Origin of the sequence: Streptomyces sp. NPDC000983 (assembly GCF_040299205.1) — a bacterium.
Classification (GTDB): domain Bacteria; phylum Actinomycetota; class Actinomycetes; order Streptomycetales; family Streptomycetaceae; genus Streptomyces.
The window spans coordinates 39,126-54,380 of record NZ_JBEPBM010000041.1; the positions used below are offsets into that span (position 1 = coordinate 39,126).

Genomic DNA, 15,255 nt, shown 5'->3' on the forward strand with positions numbered 1-15,255 from the left:
CCCGGCGGGACGCGCTCCGGTCCGGGCGTTCATCGTTCGTTTATCGCCACCGGGCAGTCTCAGCTGTGCCGGGCCGTCGCGTCGGGGGGCAGACGGAACGGCAGGTGGCCGGGCCCATAGGGTGAACCGGCCCCGCGGGATCCGCCCAGCAGTCCACGGGGGAGTTTGCCGGGCGGATCCCGCGTCCTTTCCGAACCACGAGTTCTTTTCCTTCAGGGGAGCCAGCGACATGAGCGACGAGACGAGCACCGAGAACGTCCACGCGACGGGCGAGCCGACCGAGGCCGGCACCGAGAACGTGCACGCCACCAGCGAGCCCATCACCACCAAGAACGTGCACGCGACCAGCGAGCCGCTGAAGCTGAAGGCCGACCCGCTGAAGCTGGGCGACGACGCCGACAAGGACACCGTCGAGGCGACCACGGACAACGTCCACGCCACCGACAACCCGGCCTGACGGGCCCACACACCTGTCCCGCACGGGGATCGGCCGCGGCGGCGCGGAGGGGGAGCCGCCGCGGCCGAGGTGTGTCCGGGGGCGGGATTCGGCCGTGGGAGTCATCGTCAACCTCGCGATTACCCGTCAAATCCCAGGTTTCACAGTGGCTTTGTGTGCGGCCACTGTCAGAACCGGCCAACCCTCCCCATCCTCTGACATGAACCTGTCGCCCGACCAGCGGGCCGGCAGCCTCATGGAGGTGTGGGATGCACCGCAGACTCGGCACCGCACTTGCAACCTCAACCGTGGCCCTGGTCACCGTCGTCGCCACCGCGTCGGCCTCCAGTGCCGCTCCCGCCGACAAACCGCAGGTCCTGTCGAGTTGGACGCAGACCAGCGCGTCCAGCTACAGCGCCTGGGCGGCCGCCCGCGCCAACCAGGGCGCCTGGTCCGCGTACGGCTTCGACTGGTCCACCGACTACTGCTCCTCCTCGCCCGACAACCCCTTCGGCTTCCCCTTCAACGTCTCCTGCGCCCGCCACGACTTCGGCTACCGCAACTACAAGGCGGCCGGCACCTTCAGCGCCAACAAGTCCCGCCTCGACAGCGCCTTCTACGAGGACCTCAAGCGGGTCTGCAACGGCTACGGCGGCGCCACGAAGACGGCGTGCGACAGCACGGCCTGGACGTACTACCAGGCCGTCCGCGCCTTCGGTTAGGACCGCGGCGGGCCCTGGGTGCACGGGCGACGGAGGGGCGCCGGATCAGCCGGTCACCGGCGTCCCTCCCAGCTCCCCCTTGACCACCTTGCCGCTCGCGTTCCTCGGCAGCTCGGTCACGAACTCCACCGACCTGGGCACCTTGTAGTTGGCCATCTCCCGGCGCGCCCACGCCATCAGGTCGTCCCCCGTCAGCGGAGCGCCCGGGCGCCGGACCACGTACGCCCGGCCCACCTCGCCGAGCCGCGCGTCCGGCACCCCGACCACCGCCACGTCGGCCACGTCCGGGTGCAGGCCGAGGAGTTGCTCGATCTCCGCCGGATAGGCGTTGAAGCCGCCGACGATGTACATGTCCTTGATCCGGTCCGTCACCCGCAGGTTGCCGTCCGCGTCCAGGACCCCCACGTCGCCCGTGCGCAGCCAGCCGTCCGGGGTGAGCGTCCCGGCCGTGGCCACCGGGTCGCGCCAGTAGCCGGACATGACGTTGAAGCCGCGCACCAGGACCTCGCCGGGTTCGCCGGGGGCGGCGGATTCCACCCGCACCTCGGTGCCCGGTATCGCGCGGCCCGAGGTGGAGGCGATGACCGCCGGGTCGTCCCCGCGGCGGCACATGGTGACGATGCCGCTCGCCTCGGACAGGCCGTAGGCGGTCAGGACGGTGGCGACGCGCAGTTCCTCGCGCAGCCGCTCCACCAGCCGCAGCGGCACCACCGCCGCACCGGTGACCACCAGGCGCAGCGCCGAGAGGTCGTAGGCGCCCCGCGCGGGGTGGTCCAGCAGGGACTGGAGCAGCGTCGGCGGGCCGGGCAGCACCGACACCCGCTCGGCGGCCAGGTTCGCCAGCACCGTGTCCACGTTGAACACCGGCTGCGGGATCATCGTGGCCCCGCGCGTCAGACAGGCGATGATCCCGGCCTTGTAGCCGAAGGTGTGGAAGAAGGGGTTCACGATCAGGTAGCGGTCCCCGGGGCGCAGGCCCGCCAGGTCGCTCCACACCTCGTAGGCGCGCAGGGTCTGGGCGTGGGTGATGACCGCGCCCTTCGGCCGGCCGGTCGTGCCGGAGGTGTACACGAGGTCCGACGGCCGGTGCCCCTCGACCGACTCCCAGCGCCGACGCACCCGTTCCGCCCCCACCCCCTCCCCGGCGGCCAGGAAGTCCTTCCAGGTCGAGAAGTCGGCCGGGGCGTCGTCCGCCAGCACCACCACCCGCAGGGCGTCCAGCCCGCCGCCCGCGGCCATCGCCCGCCGCAGCGAGGCGACGTAGGAGGTGCCGAGGAAGGTCCCGGTGACGAACAGCGTGCGCGCCCCGCTGCGGCGCAGCACGTCCGCGGCCTCCGCGCCCTTGAACCGGGTGTTCAGCGGCACCAGCACCGCGCCCGCCGACACCGCGCCGAGCGCCGCCACGATCCAGTCCAGGGTGTTCGGCGCCCAGATCGCCACCCGGTCCCCCGGCCGGACCCCGTCCGCCATGCAGGCCGCCGTCGACCGTTCCACCCGGGCGCCGAGTTCGGCGTAGGTGATCCGCGTACGGCCCTCCACGACCGCCTCGGCGTCCGCGTACCGCTCGCAGGCGTACCGGACGAGTCCCGGGACGCTTCCCCATTCGGTGTCACCGCGCACAACAGCCCCCAGACCAGTAGCTGACTGTCCGTCAGATTAGCTGTAACCTGACGCACTGTCAGCAGACGGGGAGGGGCCACACCATGGCTGGGCTCAAGGACGCGACCGCGATCGTCGGCATCGGACAGACCTCCTTCGCCAGGCAACTGCCCGAGGACGAACGCACCTTGGCCTGCCGGGCCGTCCTCGCCGCGCTCGCCGACGCCGGCATCGCCCCCGGCGAGGTCGACGCCCTCGCCTCGTACACCATGGAGGAGACCGACGAGGTGGAGCTGGCCAAGGCCGTCGGCCTCGGCGACCTCACCTTCTTCAGCAAGGTCGGCTACGGCGGCGGCGGTTCGTGCGCCACGGTCGCCCATCTCGCCGCCGCGATAGCCGCCGGACAGGCCACCGTCGGCGTCGCCTGGCGCTCCCGCAAACGCGGCTCGGGGTCCCGCCCCTGGACCAACACGGCCGTACAACTGCCCACCCCGGCCCAGTGGACCCGCCCCTACGGCCTGCTGCGCCCGGTCGACGAGATCGCCATGCTCGCCCGCCGCCACATGCACGAGTACGGCACCACCCGCGACCACCTGTTCAACGTCGCCCTGGCCTGCCGCAACCGGGCCAACCAGAACCCCGCGGCGATCATGTACGACCGCCCGCTCACCCGCGAGATGTACATGACCTCCCGCTGGATCAGCGAGCCCCTGTGCCTGTACGACAACTGCCTGGAGACGGACGGCGCCCTGGCCTGCGTGGTGACCACCGCGGAACGCGCCCGCGACTGCGCCCGGCGGCCCGTCTACGTGCACTCCGCCGCCCAGGGCCTGCCCGCCCAGCACCACGGGATGGTCAACTACTGGAACGACGACCCGCTCACCGGCCCCGCCTGGACCGCCGCCCGCCACCTGTGGAAGAACGCCGACCTCACCCCCGAGGACATCGACGTCGCCCAGATCTACGACGCCTTCACCGCGCTCGTCCCGCTCTCGCTGGAGGGCTACGGCTTCTGCGGGCGCGGCGAGGGCGGGGCGTTCACCGAGGGCGGCGCCCTGGAGATCGGCGGCCGGCTGCCCCTGAACACCGGGGGCGGCGGACTCTCCGAGGCCTATGTGCACGGCTTCAACCTGATCAACGAAGGCGTGAAACAGCTCCGCGGCACCAGTACCGCCCAGGTGCCCGGCGCCGCCACCTGCCTCGTCACCGCCGGCGAGGGAGTGCCCACCTCCGCGCTGCTGTTGAGGAGTTGACGACCAGGATGCTCGCCCCCGTCACCGACGCCGACGGCGCCCCGTTCTGGCACTACGCCGAACGCGGCGAACTCCGCGTCCAGTCCTGCGGCGACTGCGGTGAACCCCGCTTCCCGCCCCGCCCCTGCTGCCCGCACTGCCAGTCGTTCGCCGTGGACTGGCGGCCACTGTCGGGACAGGGCCGGATCTGGTCCTGGGTCGTCCCGCACCCGCCGCTGCTCCCCGACTACGCGGCGCTGGCGCCGTACGACGTGGTGCTGGTGGAGCTGGCCGACGCCCCGCGGATCCGCCTCGTGGGCAACCTCGTCGCCGCCCCCGGCGCCCCGCTCGGCTCCTTCGACCCGGACCGGATCCGCATCGGCGCCCGGGTCCGGGCCGTGTTCGAGGGCGGGCTGGTCCGCTGGACCCCGGAGCGGCCATGAGCGTGGACATCACCGCCGACAAGGACACCGGCGTCGCCGTGGTGACCCTGAACCGGCCCGAGCGGCTGAACGCGATCGACCTCGCCACGGCCGCCGAACTCGCCGACGCCTGGCGGGCGTTCCGGTTCGACGACTCGGTGCGGGCGCTGGTGCTCACCGGCGCCGGGGAGCGGGCGTTCTGCACGGGCATCGACCGGGACGCGGTCGTGCCGCAGCCCGGCTCGCCGTACATGCAGGACGATCCGCTGCTCGGGATCGGGCCGAAGTCCAACGACCTGTGGAAGCCTGTGATCGCCGCGGTGCGCGGCATGGCCTGCGGCGGGGCCTTCTACCTGCTCGGGGAGTGCGACTTCCTGATCGCCGACCCGACCGCGGAGTTCTTCGACCCGCACACCACGTACGGCATGGTCAGCGCCTACGAGTCGATGCTCATGGCGCGGCGCATGCCGGCCGGCGAGGCCGCGCGGATGATGCTGATGGGCACCGCCGAACGGATCTCCGCCCGCCGGGCCCACGAGGTGGGCCTGGTCTCCGAGGTCACCGAGCCCGGCGCCGACCTGGCAGCGGCGCTGCACTGCGCGGGCGTACTGGCCGACTCTCCCCCGGCCGCCGTCCAGGGCACCGTCCGGGCCCTGTGGACAGCCCGCGAGGACGCCCTCGCCCGCTCCTTCGCCCAGGCCCCCCACCTGATCGCCCTGGGCAACCTGCCCCCCGCCGAACAGACGGAACTGTTCAGGACCCGGCGGGCGGGCACCCACCGGGTCAGATGACCACCGGTGCCGGTCCCACCCCGGCACCGGGCTCACGTCGTCCGTGTCACTCCGTCGTCGCGTACGGCTCGGCCTCGCACTCGGCGACCTTGGCCGCGACGCCGCCGTTGGAGAGGTCCACCTGGACCGTCGCCGTCTCGCCGGCGGCGACGAACTCGTCCGCGGTCCGCTGCTCCACCAGGTTGGCGGAGGCGTCCAGGAAGTCGACCGTCACCGTGAAGTACGAGCCGTAGGTGTTGGGGTTGGTGACCTCCAGCGTCGCGTACGGGTTCTGTGCGGTCGCGCAGCTGATCAGCTCGACCGTGCCGTCCTGCAGCACCTCCGCGCTGCCGGACCCGGACGAGGAGCCGGTGTCGGCGTCGTAGTCGGAGTCGTAGTCGTCATCGTCGTGGCCGCCCGAGCCTCCCGACGTCGACGACGAGCTGTCGTGGTTCTGGCTGGAGCTGCTGCAACCGCCGCCCCCGCCTCCGTCACCACCGCCGCCGCCGTGGCCGCGCCCCGACGAGAAGCCCGTCAGGGCCAGCACCACCATGGCCGTCACCGCTGTGAACCTGATTCTGCGCCCCCGAAGATCCATGACAGCGACCCTAGCGATCACCTGTCACGGCCATGTCACCGCATGGCGACCGGAGCGTCCCCGGCGTAGCGTCTGGGTGGGAGCGGCGTCAGGGCCGCTCCCGGCAGCGACGGCCGCCGCCCGGACCCCTTCCGTGCGACCGGTACGCGACGGCCGTCCCCCTGCCCCGTCAGGCCGTGCGCGCGGTGCCCGTGCCCTTCTCGGCGTCGAGGGCGTAGACGCATCGGTCCTTGCTGCACGCGTACACCACGCCGTCCCGGACGACCGGGGAGCCGGTGATCTCGCCGCCGGTGGCCAGCTTCCAGCGCAGCCGCCCGTCGTCGGCCTTCAGCGTGTACAGCAGGTGGTCCGTGGAGCCGAAGTGGATCCGGCCCTCGGCGACCGCGGGCGCCCCCACGATGTCCCCGCCCGCCTGGAAGCGCCACTTCGGCGTCCCGGTGACCGCGTCCAGCGTGTACAGGCCCTTGCCGCTGCCGACGTGCACATGCCCCGCGGCCACCAGCACCGGCTCGGTGGAGGACCGGGACTCGGTGGCGATCCGCCAGCGGTCGCGGCCGTCGGTGGCGTCCAGCGCGTACACCGTGCCGAGGTAGTCGGCGAGGTACACCCCGCCGCCGGTCACGGCCGGGCCCGGCACGAAGGCGGGCGGCGAGAGGAAGGCCGCCGGGGCCTCGAAGTGCCAGCGGACCTGGCCGGAGGCGACGTCCAGCGCCAGGACCCGGGTGCCGGCCGAGACGTAGACGAAGCCGTCGGGCGCGGTCGAGATCCGCACCGGGACCCCGCCGCAGGAGGCCGCGTCACCGATCGGGTACGACCAGCGCTCCTCACCCGTACGGGCGTCCAGCGCGCGCAGCCGGGCGTCCTGCCAGACGTAGACCGTGCCCTCGTGCAGGGCGGGGCCCGCCTCGGGGGACTCGAAGTCGGTCTGGGCGCCGCTCAGCTCCCACAGCCGCCGGCCGGTGGACGCCTCCCACGCCTGGACCCCGCCGCCACGGGTGCCGGTGACGACCGTGCCGCGCTCGGCCTTGAGCGAGTACACCCAGGCGTCCGTCGGCAGCCGCCACAGGTCGGCGCCCTCACGGCAGTCCAGGGCGAAGAGCGTGGGCCCGTCGGAGGCGTGGATACGGCCGTCCGCGACCGCCATCGACCAGGCGACGTCACGCGTCTTGAAGCGGCGCCGGCCGGTGCCGACGTCCAGCGCGTGCACCTCGAAGGAGGTGACGTAGACCAGGTCGCCGGCGACCGAGGGCGTGCCCCACACGTCGTTCGACATCCGGAAGCGCCAGGGCCGCCAGCCGCCCGCCGCCTCCGGGGGCGCGGCCGGAACGGGCGGCGCGGCGGGGCCCACGACCGGGTCGGCGCCGTTGACGCCGGGCCGGGGCTTGGTCCAGGAGGCGACCAGGCCCGCCTCCGGCGGCGGCGCCTTCACGGCGGCGGCGCGGGCGTCGGCGACGCGCGGGCCGGGGCCGATGGGCACCTGGGCGCCGGCCAGCCGCACCGGGCCGGTGTCGGGGGCGCCGACCGGCACGGGGGCCGGGACGACGGGGTCGTGGGCGGGCGGCGGCGGCATCATCCGGCCGCCGCTGCGGCCCCCGGAGTGGGGTGCGGGCTTGGCCGGGGGGCGGCCGTTGCGGCGGCCCTCGATCAGGCCGACCGCCCGCTCGGGCAGCCACGCCGACGCCGTACCGCTGTCGTCGGAGCCGGAGCCGAAGAGGTGGGGGGCGAGCTGGGCCTGGAGGTCGGCGGGGTTGGGCCGGCCGGTGGCCTCCATCTGCATACAGGACTCGATCAGCGGGCGCAGCTCGTCGGGGAGCCCTTCGAGGTCCGGGCCCTCCCTGAGCAGCATGAAGACCGTCTCGACCGGGTTGGCACCGTGGAAGGGCGGGTGACCGGTCGCCGCGAAGACCAGCATCGAGCCGAGCGAGAAGACGTCGCTGGCGCCGGTGACGCTGCGGGAGTCCTTGGCCTGCTCGGGTGACATGTAGGCGGGGGTGCCGACCGCGACGTTCGTCATCGTCAAACGGGTGTTCGACACGCCGGAGGCGATACCGAAGTCGATCACCCGGGGGCCGTCCTCGACCACCAGGACGTTGGAGGGCTTGAGGTCGCGGTGGACGAGACCGGCGCCGTGGATGGACTGGAGCGCCTCCGCGACACCCGCCGCCAGCCAGCGCACCGCCTGGGCCGGAAGGGGCCCGCACTCGTTCACTATCTCCTCGAGGGAGGGCGCGGGGACGTACGCGGTGGCCAGCCACGGCACTGCGGCGCGCGGGTCGGCGTCCACGACGGCCGCCGTGTAGAAGCCGGAGACGGCGCGGGCCGCCTCCACCTCGCGCGTGAAGCGGACGCGGAAGAGCTGGTCCTCGGCGAGCTCCGTACGGACCGTCTTGATCGCCACGCGCCGGCCCGACGCCGAGCGCGCCAGATAGACCAGCCCCATGCCGCCGGCCCCCAGCCGTCCCAGCACCTCGAACGGCCCGATCCGCCGCGGATCGTGCTGCGTCAGCTGATCCACCACTTGCCTGCCACCTCCCCGTACGGGCCGCGTCACCCACGTATGTACGCGACCCCGTGCAGCGTCTCACCACCGCACCGCCATGGCGGCACGCACCCCGATTCTTCCTGTCCCCGGGCGTGGTTGCGAACCCGGCGGCAAATCGGGGTGTCTCCCTGCGAATGCTGACAGAAAACCTCAGTCGGAGCGTTCCAGCACCGCGAACGAGGCACCTTGATTGTCGGTCACGACGGCCACCGTGCCGTACGACGTCTCGAAGGGTGGAGCCTGCACCCGTCCGCCCAGGCGCAGCACGGTGGCGACGGCGGCCGCGCAGTCGGCCACCCGGAAGTGGACGAGGAAGTGCGGGGGCATCTCGGCGAAGAACACGTCGGAGACGGGGGCGCGGCCGAAGTCGGGCTCGGCGTCGGGGCCGAACAGGGCGTCGTGGAAGAGCCCGCCGTAGAAGGCGTTGGCGGCCTCGGTGTCCCGGGCGTACAGCTCGGCCCAGACGAAGGCGCCCTCCTCGTGGCGGCGGCCGAAGCCGGTGTGGGCACCCGCCTGCCACAGGCCGAAGACGGCGCCCTCGGCGTCGGTCACCAGAGCGGTCGTCCCCTCCTCCCCCACGGGCACCGGCGCGGTGACGATCTGCCCGCCCTCGTCCCGGATCCGCCGGGCGAGCGCGGTCGCGTCCGGGGTGGCGAAGTACACGGTCCAGACGGTCGGCATCCGCCCGTCCGTCTTGGGTACCAGCGCGGCGACCCGCTCCCCCTCCAGCAGCGCGTACGGCTCCTCACCCTCCGGGAAGTCCCACCCGAAGAGGTCCGAGTAGAACCGTTTGCCCGCCTCGACGTCGGGGAGCTGGGCGTCCACCCAGCACGGGACGCCCTCCACATACCGGGATGCCCTGTTTTCGGCCATGTCGTCAAAGTAACGGGCGCTTGAGCACGCCGCAGACCAGGCACACCAGGCTCCCGGCGCCCGTGCACCCCATTTGCAGTCGGCCGAATCGCGCTCCCATCACCCCTCGGTAAGCTGACGGCATGACAGGACAAGTGCGTACCGTCGACGGCCGCGTGGCCGGCCGGCGTGGGCAGGCGACCCGGCAGAAGCTGCTCGACTGCCTCAGCGAGATGCTCAGCTCCTCCCCCTACCGGGACGTCAAAGTCATCGATGTCGCCCGGAAGGCGGGCACTTCGCCCGCCACCTTCTACCAGTACTTCCCGGACGTCGAAGGCGCCGTTCTGGAGATCGCCGACCAAATGGCCGCCGAGGGCGCCGGGTTGACCGAGCTGCTCCAGGGGCGGTCCTGGGTCGGCAAGTCGGGCTGGCAGACCGCGCAGGAACTCGTGGACGGATTCCTGGAGTTCTGGCGGAAGAACGACGCGATCCTGCGAGTGGTCGACCTCGGCGCGGCCGAGGGCGACAAGCGTTTCTACAAGCTGCGGATGAAGATCCTGAACTCGGTGAACAACTCCCTCGCGGACGCGGTCGCGGAGTTGCAGGCCAAGGGCAAGGTCGACAAGGACGTCAACCCGGCCGCGATCGCGGGTTCGATCGTCGCGATGCTCGCGGCGGTGGCCTCGCACCAGAAGGGCTTCCAGTCCTGGGGCGTCAAGCAGGCCGAACTCAAGCCGAATCTGGCGCTGTTGGTGCATCTGGGTGTGACGGGCAAGAAGCCCGCGAAGTAGCACCCCTCCACTTCCCGGGCCCAAGTCCTGTCTGGCAGGCGGCCGTCCACCCGGTGGGCGGCCGCCTGCCGCGCTACGCGGGCAGCGGACGGTCCCGTACGACGTGCTTCATCACCAGCGTCGAGGTCAGCCGCTGCACACCCGGCAGGGTGGCGAGGCGCTCGTCGTAGAGCCGCCGGAAGGCGGCGAGGTCGGCGGTGGCCACCCGCAGCAGGTAGTCCGGTTCCCCGAACAGCCGCTGGGCGTCCCGGACCTGCTCGATCTCGCCGACGGCCCGCTCGAACCCGGCGACGGTGTCGCGGTCCTCCTGCCGCATGGAGACGAAGACCAGCGCCTCGAAGGCCAGTCCGACGGCGGCCGGCTCCACCACGGCCCGGTAGCCGCTGATCGCCCCGGACCGCTCCAGCTCCCTGAGCCGCCGGTGGCACGGCGAGACGCTCAGCCGCACCCTCGCGGCCAGCTCGGTGACGGTCAGTCGGCCGTCCCGCTGGAGCTCGGCGAGAATCTTCCGGTCCACGTCGTCCATGGGGCAGATCCTCCCCCAGTGGCGGAACCGGCCGCCGACCCGGCCCCTGGCACACGACGCGCCCTACGGCTCGCGGGGCTCGATCCTGAACAGCCGTATCTCCCGCTCCACCCGTGCCTGATAGGTCGCGTACGGCGGCCAGAAGGCGAGGGCCGCCCGCCAGGCCGCATCCCGCTCCTCGCCCGCCAGCAGCCGGGCGGTCACGGCGATGTCGGCGCCCTTCCAGTTGATCTCGGCGTCCGGACGGGCCAGCAGGTTGGCCGTCCAGGCGGGATGGCCGGGCCGGCCGAAGTTGGAGCCGATGAGGATCCAGCTCCCCCGCTCCGGCTCCGGCATACAGGCCAGCGGGGTGCGGCGCGGCAGTCCGCTGCGGGCGCCGGTGGAGGTCAGGACCACCCCTGGCAGCAGCTGTGCGCTGAGCAGCACCCGGCCGCGGGTGAGCCGGTGCACGGCCCGGTCGAGCGCCGGGATCACATGCGGGGCGACCCTGGCGAAGCCGCGCGTCGACGACAGCCGCTGCACCGCCCGTACCCCGATCACACCGTCACCTCCGGCGCCTCGAAGAGCCGCGCGGTGTCGGCCGCGCGGGCCCGCAGCCGGTGCGCCGGCCCGAACAGCAGCTCGTCGCCCGCGGCCCGCTTGAAGTACAGGTGCGCGTCGTGCTCCCAGGTGAAGCCGATGCCCCCGTGCAGCTGGATCGCCTCCCCGGCGGCGGCGCGCAGCGCGGTCAGCGCCTCGGCGAGGGCGAGCCCGCCGACGCGTTCGGCGTGGGCGGTCGCCCAGGCGGCGTAGTGGGCGGCGGACCTCGCCGCCCGCACCTGGACGTACACGTCGGCCAGCCGGTGCTTGACCGCCTGGAAGGAGCCGATGGGCCGCCCGAACTGCTCCCGCGCCCGCACATGGGTGACGGTCAGCTCCAGCGCCCGCCCCGCGGCGCCGACGGCCTCGCAGGCCAGGACGGCGGCGGCGGTGTCCCCGACCCCGGCGAGCGCCCCGGGCACGTCGGCCCCCTCCTCCCCCAGCAGCTCCGCGCCGGTCTCGCGGAACTGCACCGCGGCCAGCGGCCGGGTGGCGTCCAGGGCGGTGCGCCGCACCCGGACGAGCCCGGCGGCGTCCCCGGGGACCAGGAACAGGTCGGTGCGGGAGCGGGTGAAGCCGCCGGTGTGGGCGGCGACGAGGAGGATTCGGGCGCTGTGCCCGTCGAGGACGTGCTCGACCTCCCCGTACAGCCGCCAGCCGTCCGCGGTGCGCCGGGCCTGGACCCCGCCCGAGCGTCCGCCGCCGGCCCAGTCGCCGTCGTTGGCGCCGGTCAGGGCGAGACAGGCGGGCGGGGCGGCGAGGGCGGCGGTGAGCGAGCCGTCGGCGATCCGGGGCAGCAGGGCGGCGCGCTGGGCCCCGGTGCCGAGGGCCAGGACCAGCGGGGCGGCGAGGACGGCGGTGGCCAGCAGCGGCGAGGGCGCCAGGGCCCGCCCGGTCTCCTCCGCCGCCAGGGCGAGTTCGGTCGCCGAGCAGCCGACGCCGCCGTACGCCTCGGGCAGGGCGAGGCCGGGCAGGCCGAGCCGGCCGGCGAGGGCGGCCCACAGCGCCGGGTCGTGTCCTTCGGGGCTGTCGACGGCGGCGCGCAGCTCCCGCGATCCGCACCGCCTGTCCAGCAGTTCGCGCAGAGCGCGGCGGATCCTGTCCTGTTCGGGGGTGAAACCGGCGTCCATCGCTGCCCCTTCCCACCAGATCTGACGGTCCGTCATATTAGGAGGGCCGGGTCGAGATGCACAGAGGGAGAGGCCAGTCATGACCGCCGGAAACCGGAAAGTCGCCGTGGTCGGGGTCGCCCTCGCCGACTGCGGCCGCGTGGACGACGCGACGCCCCACTCGCTGCACGCCCAGGCGGCCCGCCGGGCGCTCGCCGACGCCGGGCTCGACCGCTCGCTGGTCGACGGCTTCGCCTCGGCCGGCACCGGGGTGCTCGCGCCGGTCGAGGTCGCCGAGTACCTGGGCCTGCGCCCGACCTGGGTCGACTCCACCTCGGTGGGCGGCGCGACCTGGGAGGTGATGGCCGCGCACGCGGCGGACGCGATAGCCGCCGGGCACGCCGAGGCGGTCCTGCTGGTCTACGGCTCCACGGCCCGCGCCGACATCAGGGCGGGCCGCAGGACCGGGAACCTCTCCTTCGGGGCGCGCGGCCCGCTCCAGTTCGAGGCGCCCTACGGGCACACCCTCGTCGCCAAGTACGCGATGGCCGCCCGCCGGCACATGATCGAGTACGGCACGACGATCGAGCAGCTGGCCGAGGTGGCGGTGCAGGCGCGGCAGAACGCGGCACTGAATCCGGAGGCGATGTTCCGGGACCCGATCACGGTCGACGACGTCCTGTCCGGGCCGCTGATCGCGGACCCCTTCACCAAGCTGCACTGCTGCGTCCGCTCCGACGGCGGGGCGGCGGTGCTACTGGCGGCCGAGGAGTACGTACGGGACTGCCGCCGGGCGCCGGTGTGGGTGCTGGGGACCGGCGAGTGCGTCTCCCACTCCACGATGTCCGAGTGGGAGGACTTCACGGTGACCCCGGCCGCCGTCAGCGGCCCGCTGGCGTTCCGGCGGGCGGGGGTGCGGCCGGCCGAGATCGACGTCGCCCAGGTCTACGACGCCTTCACTTACATGACGCTGGTGACGCTGGAGGACCTCGGCTTCTGCAAGAAGGGCGAGGGCGGGGCGTTCGTGCAGTCCCGGGAGCTGCCGGTGAACACCGACGGCGGCGGTCTGTCGGCCCAGCATCCGGGCATGCGCGGGCTGTTCCTGCTGGTGGAGGCGGTACGGCAGCTGCGCGGGGAGGGCGGGGCACGGCAGGTGCGGCGCACCGACGGCGACCTGCCGCGGCTGGCGGTGGCGTCCGGGACGGGCGGCTGGTTCTGCTCGTCGGGGACGGTGGTGCTGGGGCGGTAGGCGGGGCGGGTGCGGAAGCCCGGGCACGCGGGTTCGTGGTGCCCGGGGCTCCACGAACCCGGGTTCGGGCCGACAATCGGTGCATGGGAACCGATCTTCATGAGCTGCTGAGGTCGCTGCGGGTGTGGGACCCGGAGGTGACCGCACTGGCGCCCTTCGACCCGGAGTCGGCGCCGCCCGAGCCGCTGCCGCTGTTCGCGGACTGGTTCGCGGAGGCGGTGGCGGCCGGCCAGGCGGAGCCGCACACCATGTCGCTGGCGACGGCGGACGAGGAGGGCAGGCCGGACGTACGGACGGTGATGCTGCACGGGGCCGACGCGGCGGGCTGGGCCTTCGCCACGCACTCCGGCAGCCGCAAGGGCCGGCAGCTCGCGGCCCGCCCGTACGCGGCGCTGGGCTTCTACTGGCCGGTGCTGGGGCGGCAGGTGCGGGTGCGGGGGACGGTGACCGCGGCGCCCTCGGCCCAGAGCCAGGCGGACCTGCACGCCCGCTCGACGGGCGCGCTGGCGGCGGCCCTCACCGGCCGGCAGAGCGAAGTCCTCTCCTCCCTCGCGGAGTTGGCGCGGGCCTCCGAGGAGTCCTGGGCCCGCGCCCGGGAGAACCCGGACGCCCCGGTCGCGACCTGGACCCTGTACCGCCTGCGCCCGCAGGAGGTGGAGTTCTTCCAGGGCGAGGAGCGGCGCCGCCACGTACGCCTGACCTACCGCCGCACCGAGGACAACTGGACCCGCGAACTGCTGTGGCCCTAGGGCCTGTCGAACTACTTCGCGCCGGACGCGAAGTCGTACACCTCGAAGTCGGCCACCGCCCGGTACCCCAGCCGCTGGTAGAGGCCGTTGCTGGTGTCGTTGGCGAGGTCGGTGAAGAGCAGGACCTCCTCGGCGCCGGCGCGCACCGCGGCCCGGCTGACCTCCACCGTGACCGCCCCGGCGTATCCGCGTCCGCGCAGGTGGGGCGGGGTGTAGACGGGGGCGATACGGACCTGTCCGGCGACCGTGGGGGTGACCCCGCACATGGAGACCGGGGTGCCGTCGGGGTCCTCCCAGAAGCTGATGCCGCCGTAGGAGACGCGGTGGTCGGCCCAGACCTCCACCTCGCCGGCGGGGTGGTCGCCGACGCTCTCGGTGAACTCCGTGTACCAGCGGATCAGCAGCTCGCGGTCCTTCTCGTCGGCCACTCTGGCCCGGCCCGGGGGTACCGGCTGCGGCATCATCAGCATGCCGAGCCGGTGCAGCCGCTGGCGCTGGCGCAGGGCGGCCGCGGCGCCGGTGTGGCGCTGCCAGGAGCGGACGAAGCCGGTGGTGGTCTCGCGGGTGCCGATGATGCCGGGGACCGGGTGGCCGGTGGCGACCAGGTGGGCGGCGAGGGCGTCGGTCTCGTCGGCGGTGAGCGGGGTGACGTTGAGCCGGTAGGGCGGGGTGCGGAAGTAGGCTCCGCGGACCTCGCCGTCGCGTTCCATCACCCCGAACACGGGCGGCTCGTCACTGCCGTAGGCGCGCAGCCCGCGCACGCGCAGGGACTCCGTCACCGTCAGGGCCACGGTGTGCAGATCGGGGCGCGACCGCAGGAAGCCGCCCGCGTGGGCGAGGAAGCGGTCGAGGTCTTCGGTGACGTACCAGTCGTCCGAGCGCATGGCTCATGATCCCGCTCCCGCCGCGGACTTGGCCATCTTTTGGCGAGGTCAGCCCACAGCCTTGACGCGGACGCGCCGGAACCACTAGGGCGTGTTTCGGAAGTCCCGTCGTCCGCCCGAAGGGCGGGCCCCGCGGCGTCTGGTGCGTGCGATCGCAAGGCGCCGGAGCGCCCTAATAGCGGAGCTATTCGGGCG

The 15,255-nt window shown here is 73.4% G+C and carries 16 protein-coding genes; 8 read left to right on the forward strand and 8 right to left on the reverse strand.

Going from position 1 to position 15,255, the window contains the following annotated elements; genetic code table 11:
* Nucleotides 1-229: 229 nt before the first annotated feature.
* Together ABT296_RS32260 and ABT296_RS32265 are read left to right on the forward strand one after the other, a co-directional pair.
* On the forward strand, nucleotides 230-457 hold the full coding sequence (locus ABT296_RS32260; RefSeq protein WP_351932558.1) for a hypothetical protein: 228 nt from the start codon (nucleotides 230-232) through the stop codon (nucleotides 455-457).
* 248 nt (nucleotides 458-705) lie between these two features.
* On the forward strand, nucleotides 706-1,158 hold the full coding sequence (locus ABT296_RS32265) for a phospholipase (RefSeq protein WP_351932560.1): 453 nt from the start codon (nucleotides 706-708) through the stop codon (nucleotides 1,156-1,158).
* 45 nt (nucleotides 1,159-1,203) lie between these two features.
* On the opposite strand, the gene ABT296_RS32270 is transcribed toward ABT296_RS32265, so the two are convergent.
* Nucleotides 1,204-2,778 (reverse strand): FadD3 family acyl-CoA ligase, encoded by a 1,575-nt coding sequence (locus tag ABT296_RS32270; RefSeq protein WP_351932562.1) that lies wholly within the window; start codon nucleotides 2,776-2,778, stop codon nucleotides 1,204-1,206.
* 83 nt (nucleotides 2,779-2,861) lie between these two features.
* Between ABT296_RS32270 and ABT296_RS32275 the strand changes: the two genes are divergently transcribed.
* Genes ABT296_RS32275 through ABT296_RS32285 form a run of 3 tightly spaced genes read left to right on the forward strand, consistent with a single transcriptional unit; the run spans nucleotide 2,862 to nucleotide 5,202 of the window.
* On the forward strand, nucleotides 2,862-4,010 hold the full coding sequence (locus ABT296_RS32275) for a lipid-transfer protein (protein ID WP_351932564.1): 1,149 nt from the start codon (nucleotides 2,862-2,864) through the stop codon (nucleotides 4,008-4,010).
* Between the two features lie 8 nt (nucleotides 4,011-4,018).
* Nucleotides 4,019-4,432, forward strand: coding sequence for a Zn-ribbon domain-containing OB-fold protein (locus tag ABT296_RS32280; RefSeq protein WP_351932566.1), 414 nt, complete (start codon nucleotides 4,019-4,021; stop codon nucleotides 4,430-4,432).
* Nucleotides 4,429-5,202 carry an enoyl-CoA hydratase/isomerase family protein gene (locus ABT296_RS32285; RefSeq protein ID WP_351932568.1) on the forward strand — a complete coding sequence of 258 codons (774 nt, stop codon included), beginning with the start codon at nucleotides 4,429-4,431 and terminating at the stop codon, nucleotides 5,200-5,202. Before ABT296_RS32280 ends, ABT296_RS32285 begins: the two co-directional genes overlap by 4 nt.
* A 46-nt stretch (nucleotides 5,203-5,248) precedes the next feature.
* On the opposite strand, the gene ABT296_RS32290 is transcribed toward ABT296_RS32285, so the two are convergent.
* The 3 genes from ABT296_RS32290 to kbpA form a co-directional block, all read right to left on the reverse strand.
* On the reverse strand, nucleotides 5,249-5,779 hold the full coding sequence (locus tag ABT296_RS32290) for a hypothetical protein (RefSeq protein WP_351932570.1): 531 nt from the start codon (nucleotides 5,777-5,779) through the stop codon (nucleotides 5,249-5,251).
* Nucleotides 5,780-5,948: 169 nt separating this feature from the next.
* Nucleotides 5,949-8,297 carry a serine/threonine-protein kinase gene (locus ABT296_RS32295; RefSeq protein WP_351932572.1) on the reverse strand — a complete coding sequence of 783 codons (2,349 nt, stop codon included), beginning with the start codon at nucleotides 8,295-8,297 and terminating at the stop codon, nucleotides 5,949-5,951.
* Nucleotides 8,298-8,471: 174 nt separating this feature from the next.
* Nucleotides 8,472-9,194 (reverse strand): AfsK-binding protein KbpA, encoded by a 723-nt coding sequence (kbpA, locus tag ABT296_RS32300; RefSeq protein WP_351932574.1) that lies wholly within the window; start codon nucleotides 9,192-9,194, stop codon nucleotides 8,472-8,474.
* 134 nt (nucleotides 9,195-9,328) lie between these two features.
* Here kbpA and ABT296_RS32305 point away from each other — a divergent pair, with 134 nt between their 5' ends.
* Nucleotides 9,329-9,964, forward strand: a complete 636-nt coding sequence (locus ABT296_RS32305; RefSeq protein WP_351932586.1) for a TetR family transcriptional regulator — start codon at nucleotides 9,329-9,331, stop codon at nucleotides 9,962-9,964.
* A 73-nt stretch (nucleotides 9,965-10,037) separates the two neighbouring features.
* Here the strand turns inward: ABT296_RS32305 and ABT296_RS32310 are convergent, their stop codons facing one another.
* From ABT296_RS32310 to ABT296_RS32320, 3 genes are all read right to left on the reverse strand, one after another.
* Complete coding sequence (locus tag ABT296_RS32310) at nucleotides 10,038-10,490, reverse strand: Lrp/AsnC family transcriptional regulator (RefSeq protein WP_351932576.1); 453 nt, start codon at nucleotides 10,488-10,490, stop codon at nucleotides 10,038-10,040.
* A gap of 63 nt (nucleotides 10,491-10,553) precedes the next feature.
* Nucleotides 10,554-11,030 carry a nitroreductase family deazaflavin-dependent oxidoreductase gene (locus tag ABT296_RS32315; protein WP_351932578.1) on the reverse strand — a complete coding sequence of 159 codons (477 nt, stop codon included), beginning with the start codon at nucleotides 11,028-11,030 and terminating at the stop codon, nucleotides 10,554-10,556.
* Complete coding sequence (locus tag ABT296_RS32320) at nucleotides 11,027-12,199, reverse strand: acyl-CoA dehydrogenase family protein (RefSeq protein WP_351932588.1); 1,173 nt, start codon at nucleotides 12,197-12,199, stop codon at nucleotides 11,027-11,029. Before ABT296_RS32320 ends, ABT296_RS32315 begins: the two co-directional genes overlap by 4 nt.
* Before the next feature lie 79 nt (nucleotides 12,200-12,278).
* On the opposite strand from ABT296_RS32320, the gene ABT296_RS32325 reads away from it, so the two are divergent.
* Both ABT296_RS32325 and ABT296_RS32330 read left to right on the forward strand, forming a co-directional pair.
* On the forward strand, nucleotides 12,279-13,427 hold the full coding sequence (locus ABT296_RS32325) for a thiolase C-terminal domain-containing protein (protein WP_351932580.1): 1,149 nt from the start codon (nucleotides 12,279-12,281) through the stop codon (nucleotides 13,425-13,427).
* A gap of 83 nt (nucleotides 13,428-13,510) precedes the next feature.
* The gene (locus ABT296_RS32330; protein WP_351932582.1) at nucleotides 13,511-14,176 is read left to right on the forward strand and encodes a pyridoxine/pyridoxamine 5'-phosphate oxidase; all 666 of its coding nucleotides are present in this window, start codon (nucleotides 13,511-13,513) and stop codon (nucleotides 14,174-14,176) included.
* Nucleotides 14,177-14,187: 11 nt separating this feature from the next.
* On the opposite strand, the gene ABT296_RS32335 is transcribed toward ABT296_RS32330, so the two are convergent.
* The gene (locus tag ABT296_RS32335; RefSeq protein WP_351932584.1) at nucleotides 14,188-15,060 is read right to left on the reverse strand and encodes a GNAT family N-acetyltransferase; all 873 of its coding nucleotides are present in this window, start codon (nucleotides 15,058-15,060) and stop codon (nucleotides 14,188-14,190) included.
* Between the last annotated feature and the right edge of the window lie 195 nt (nucleotides 15,061-15,255).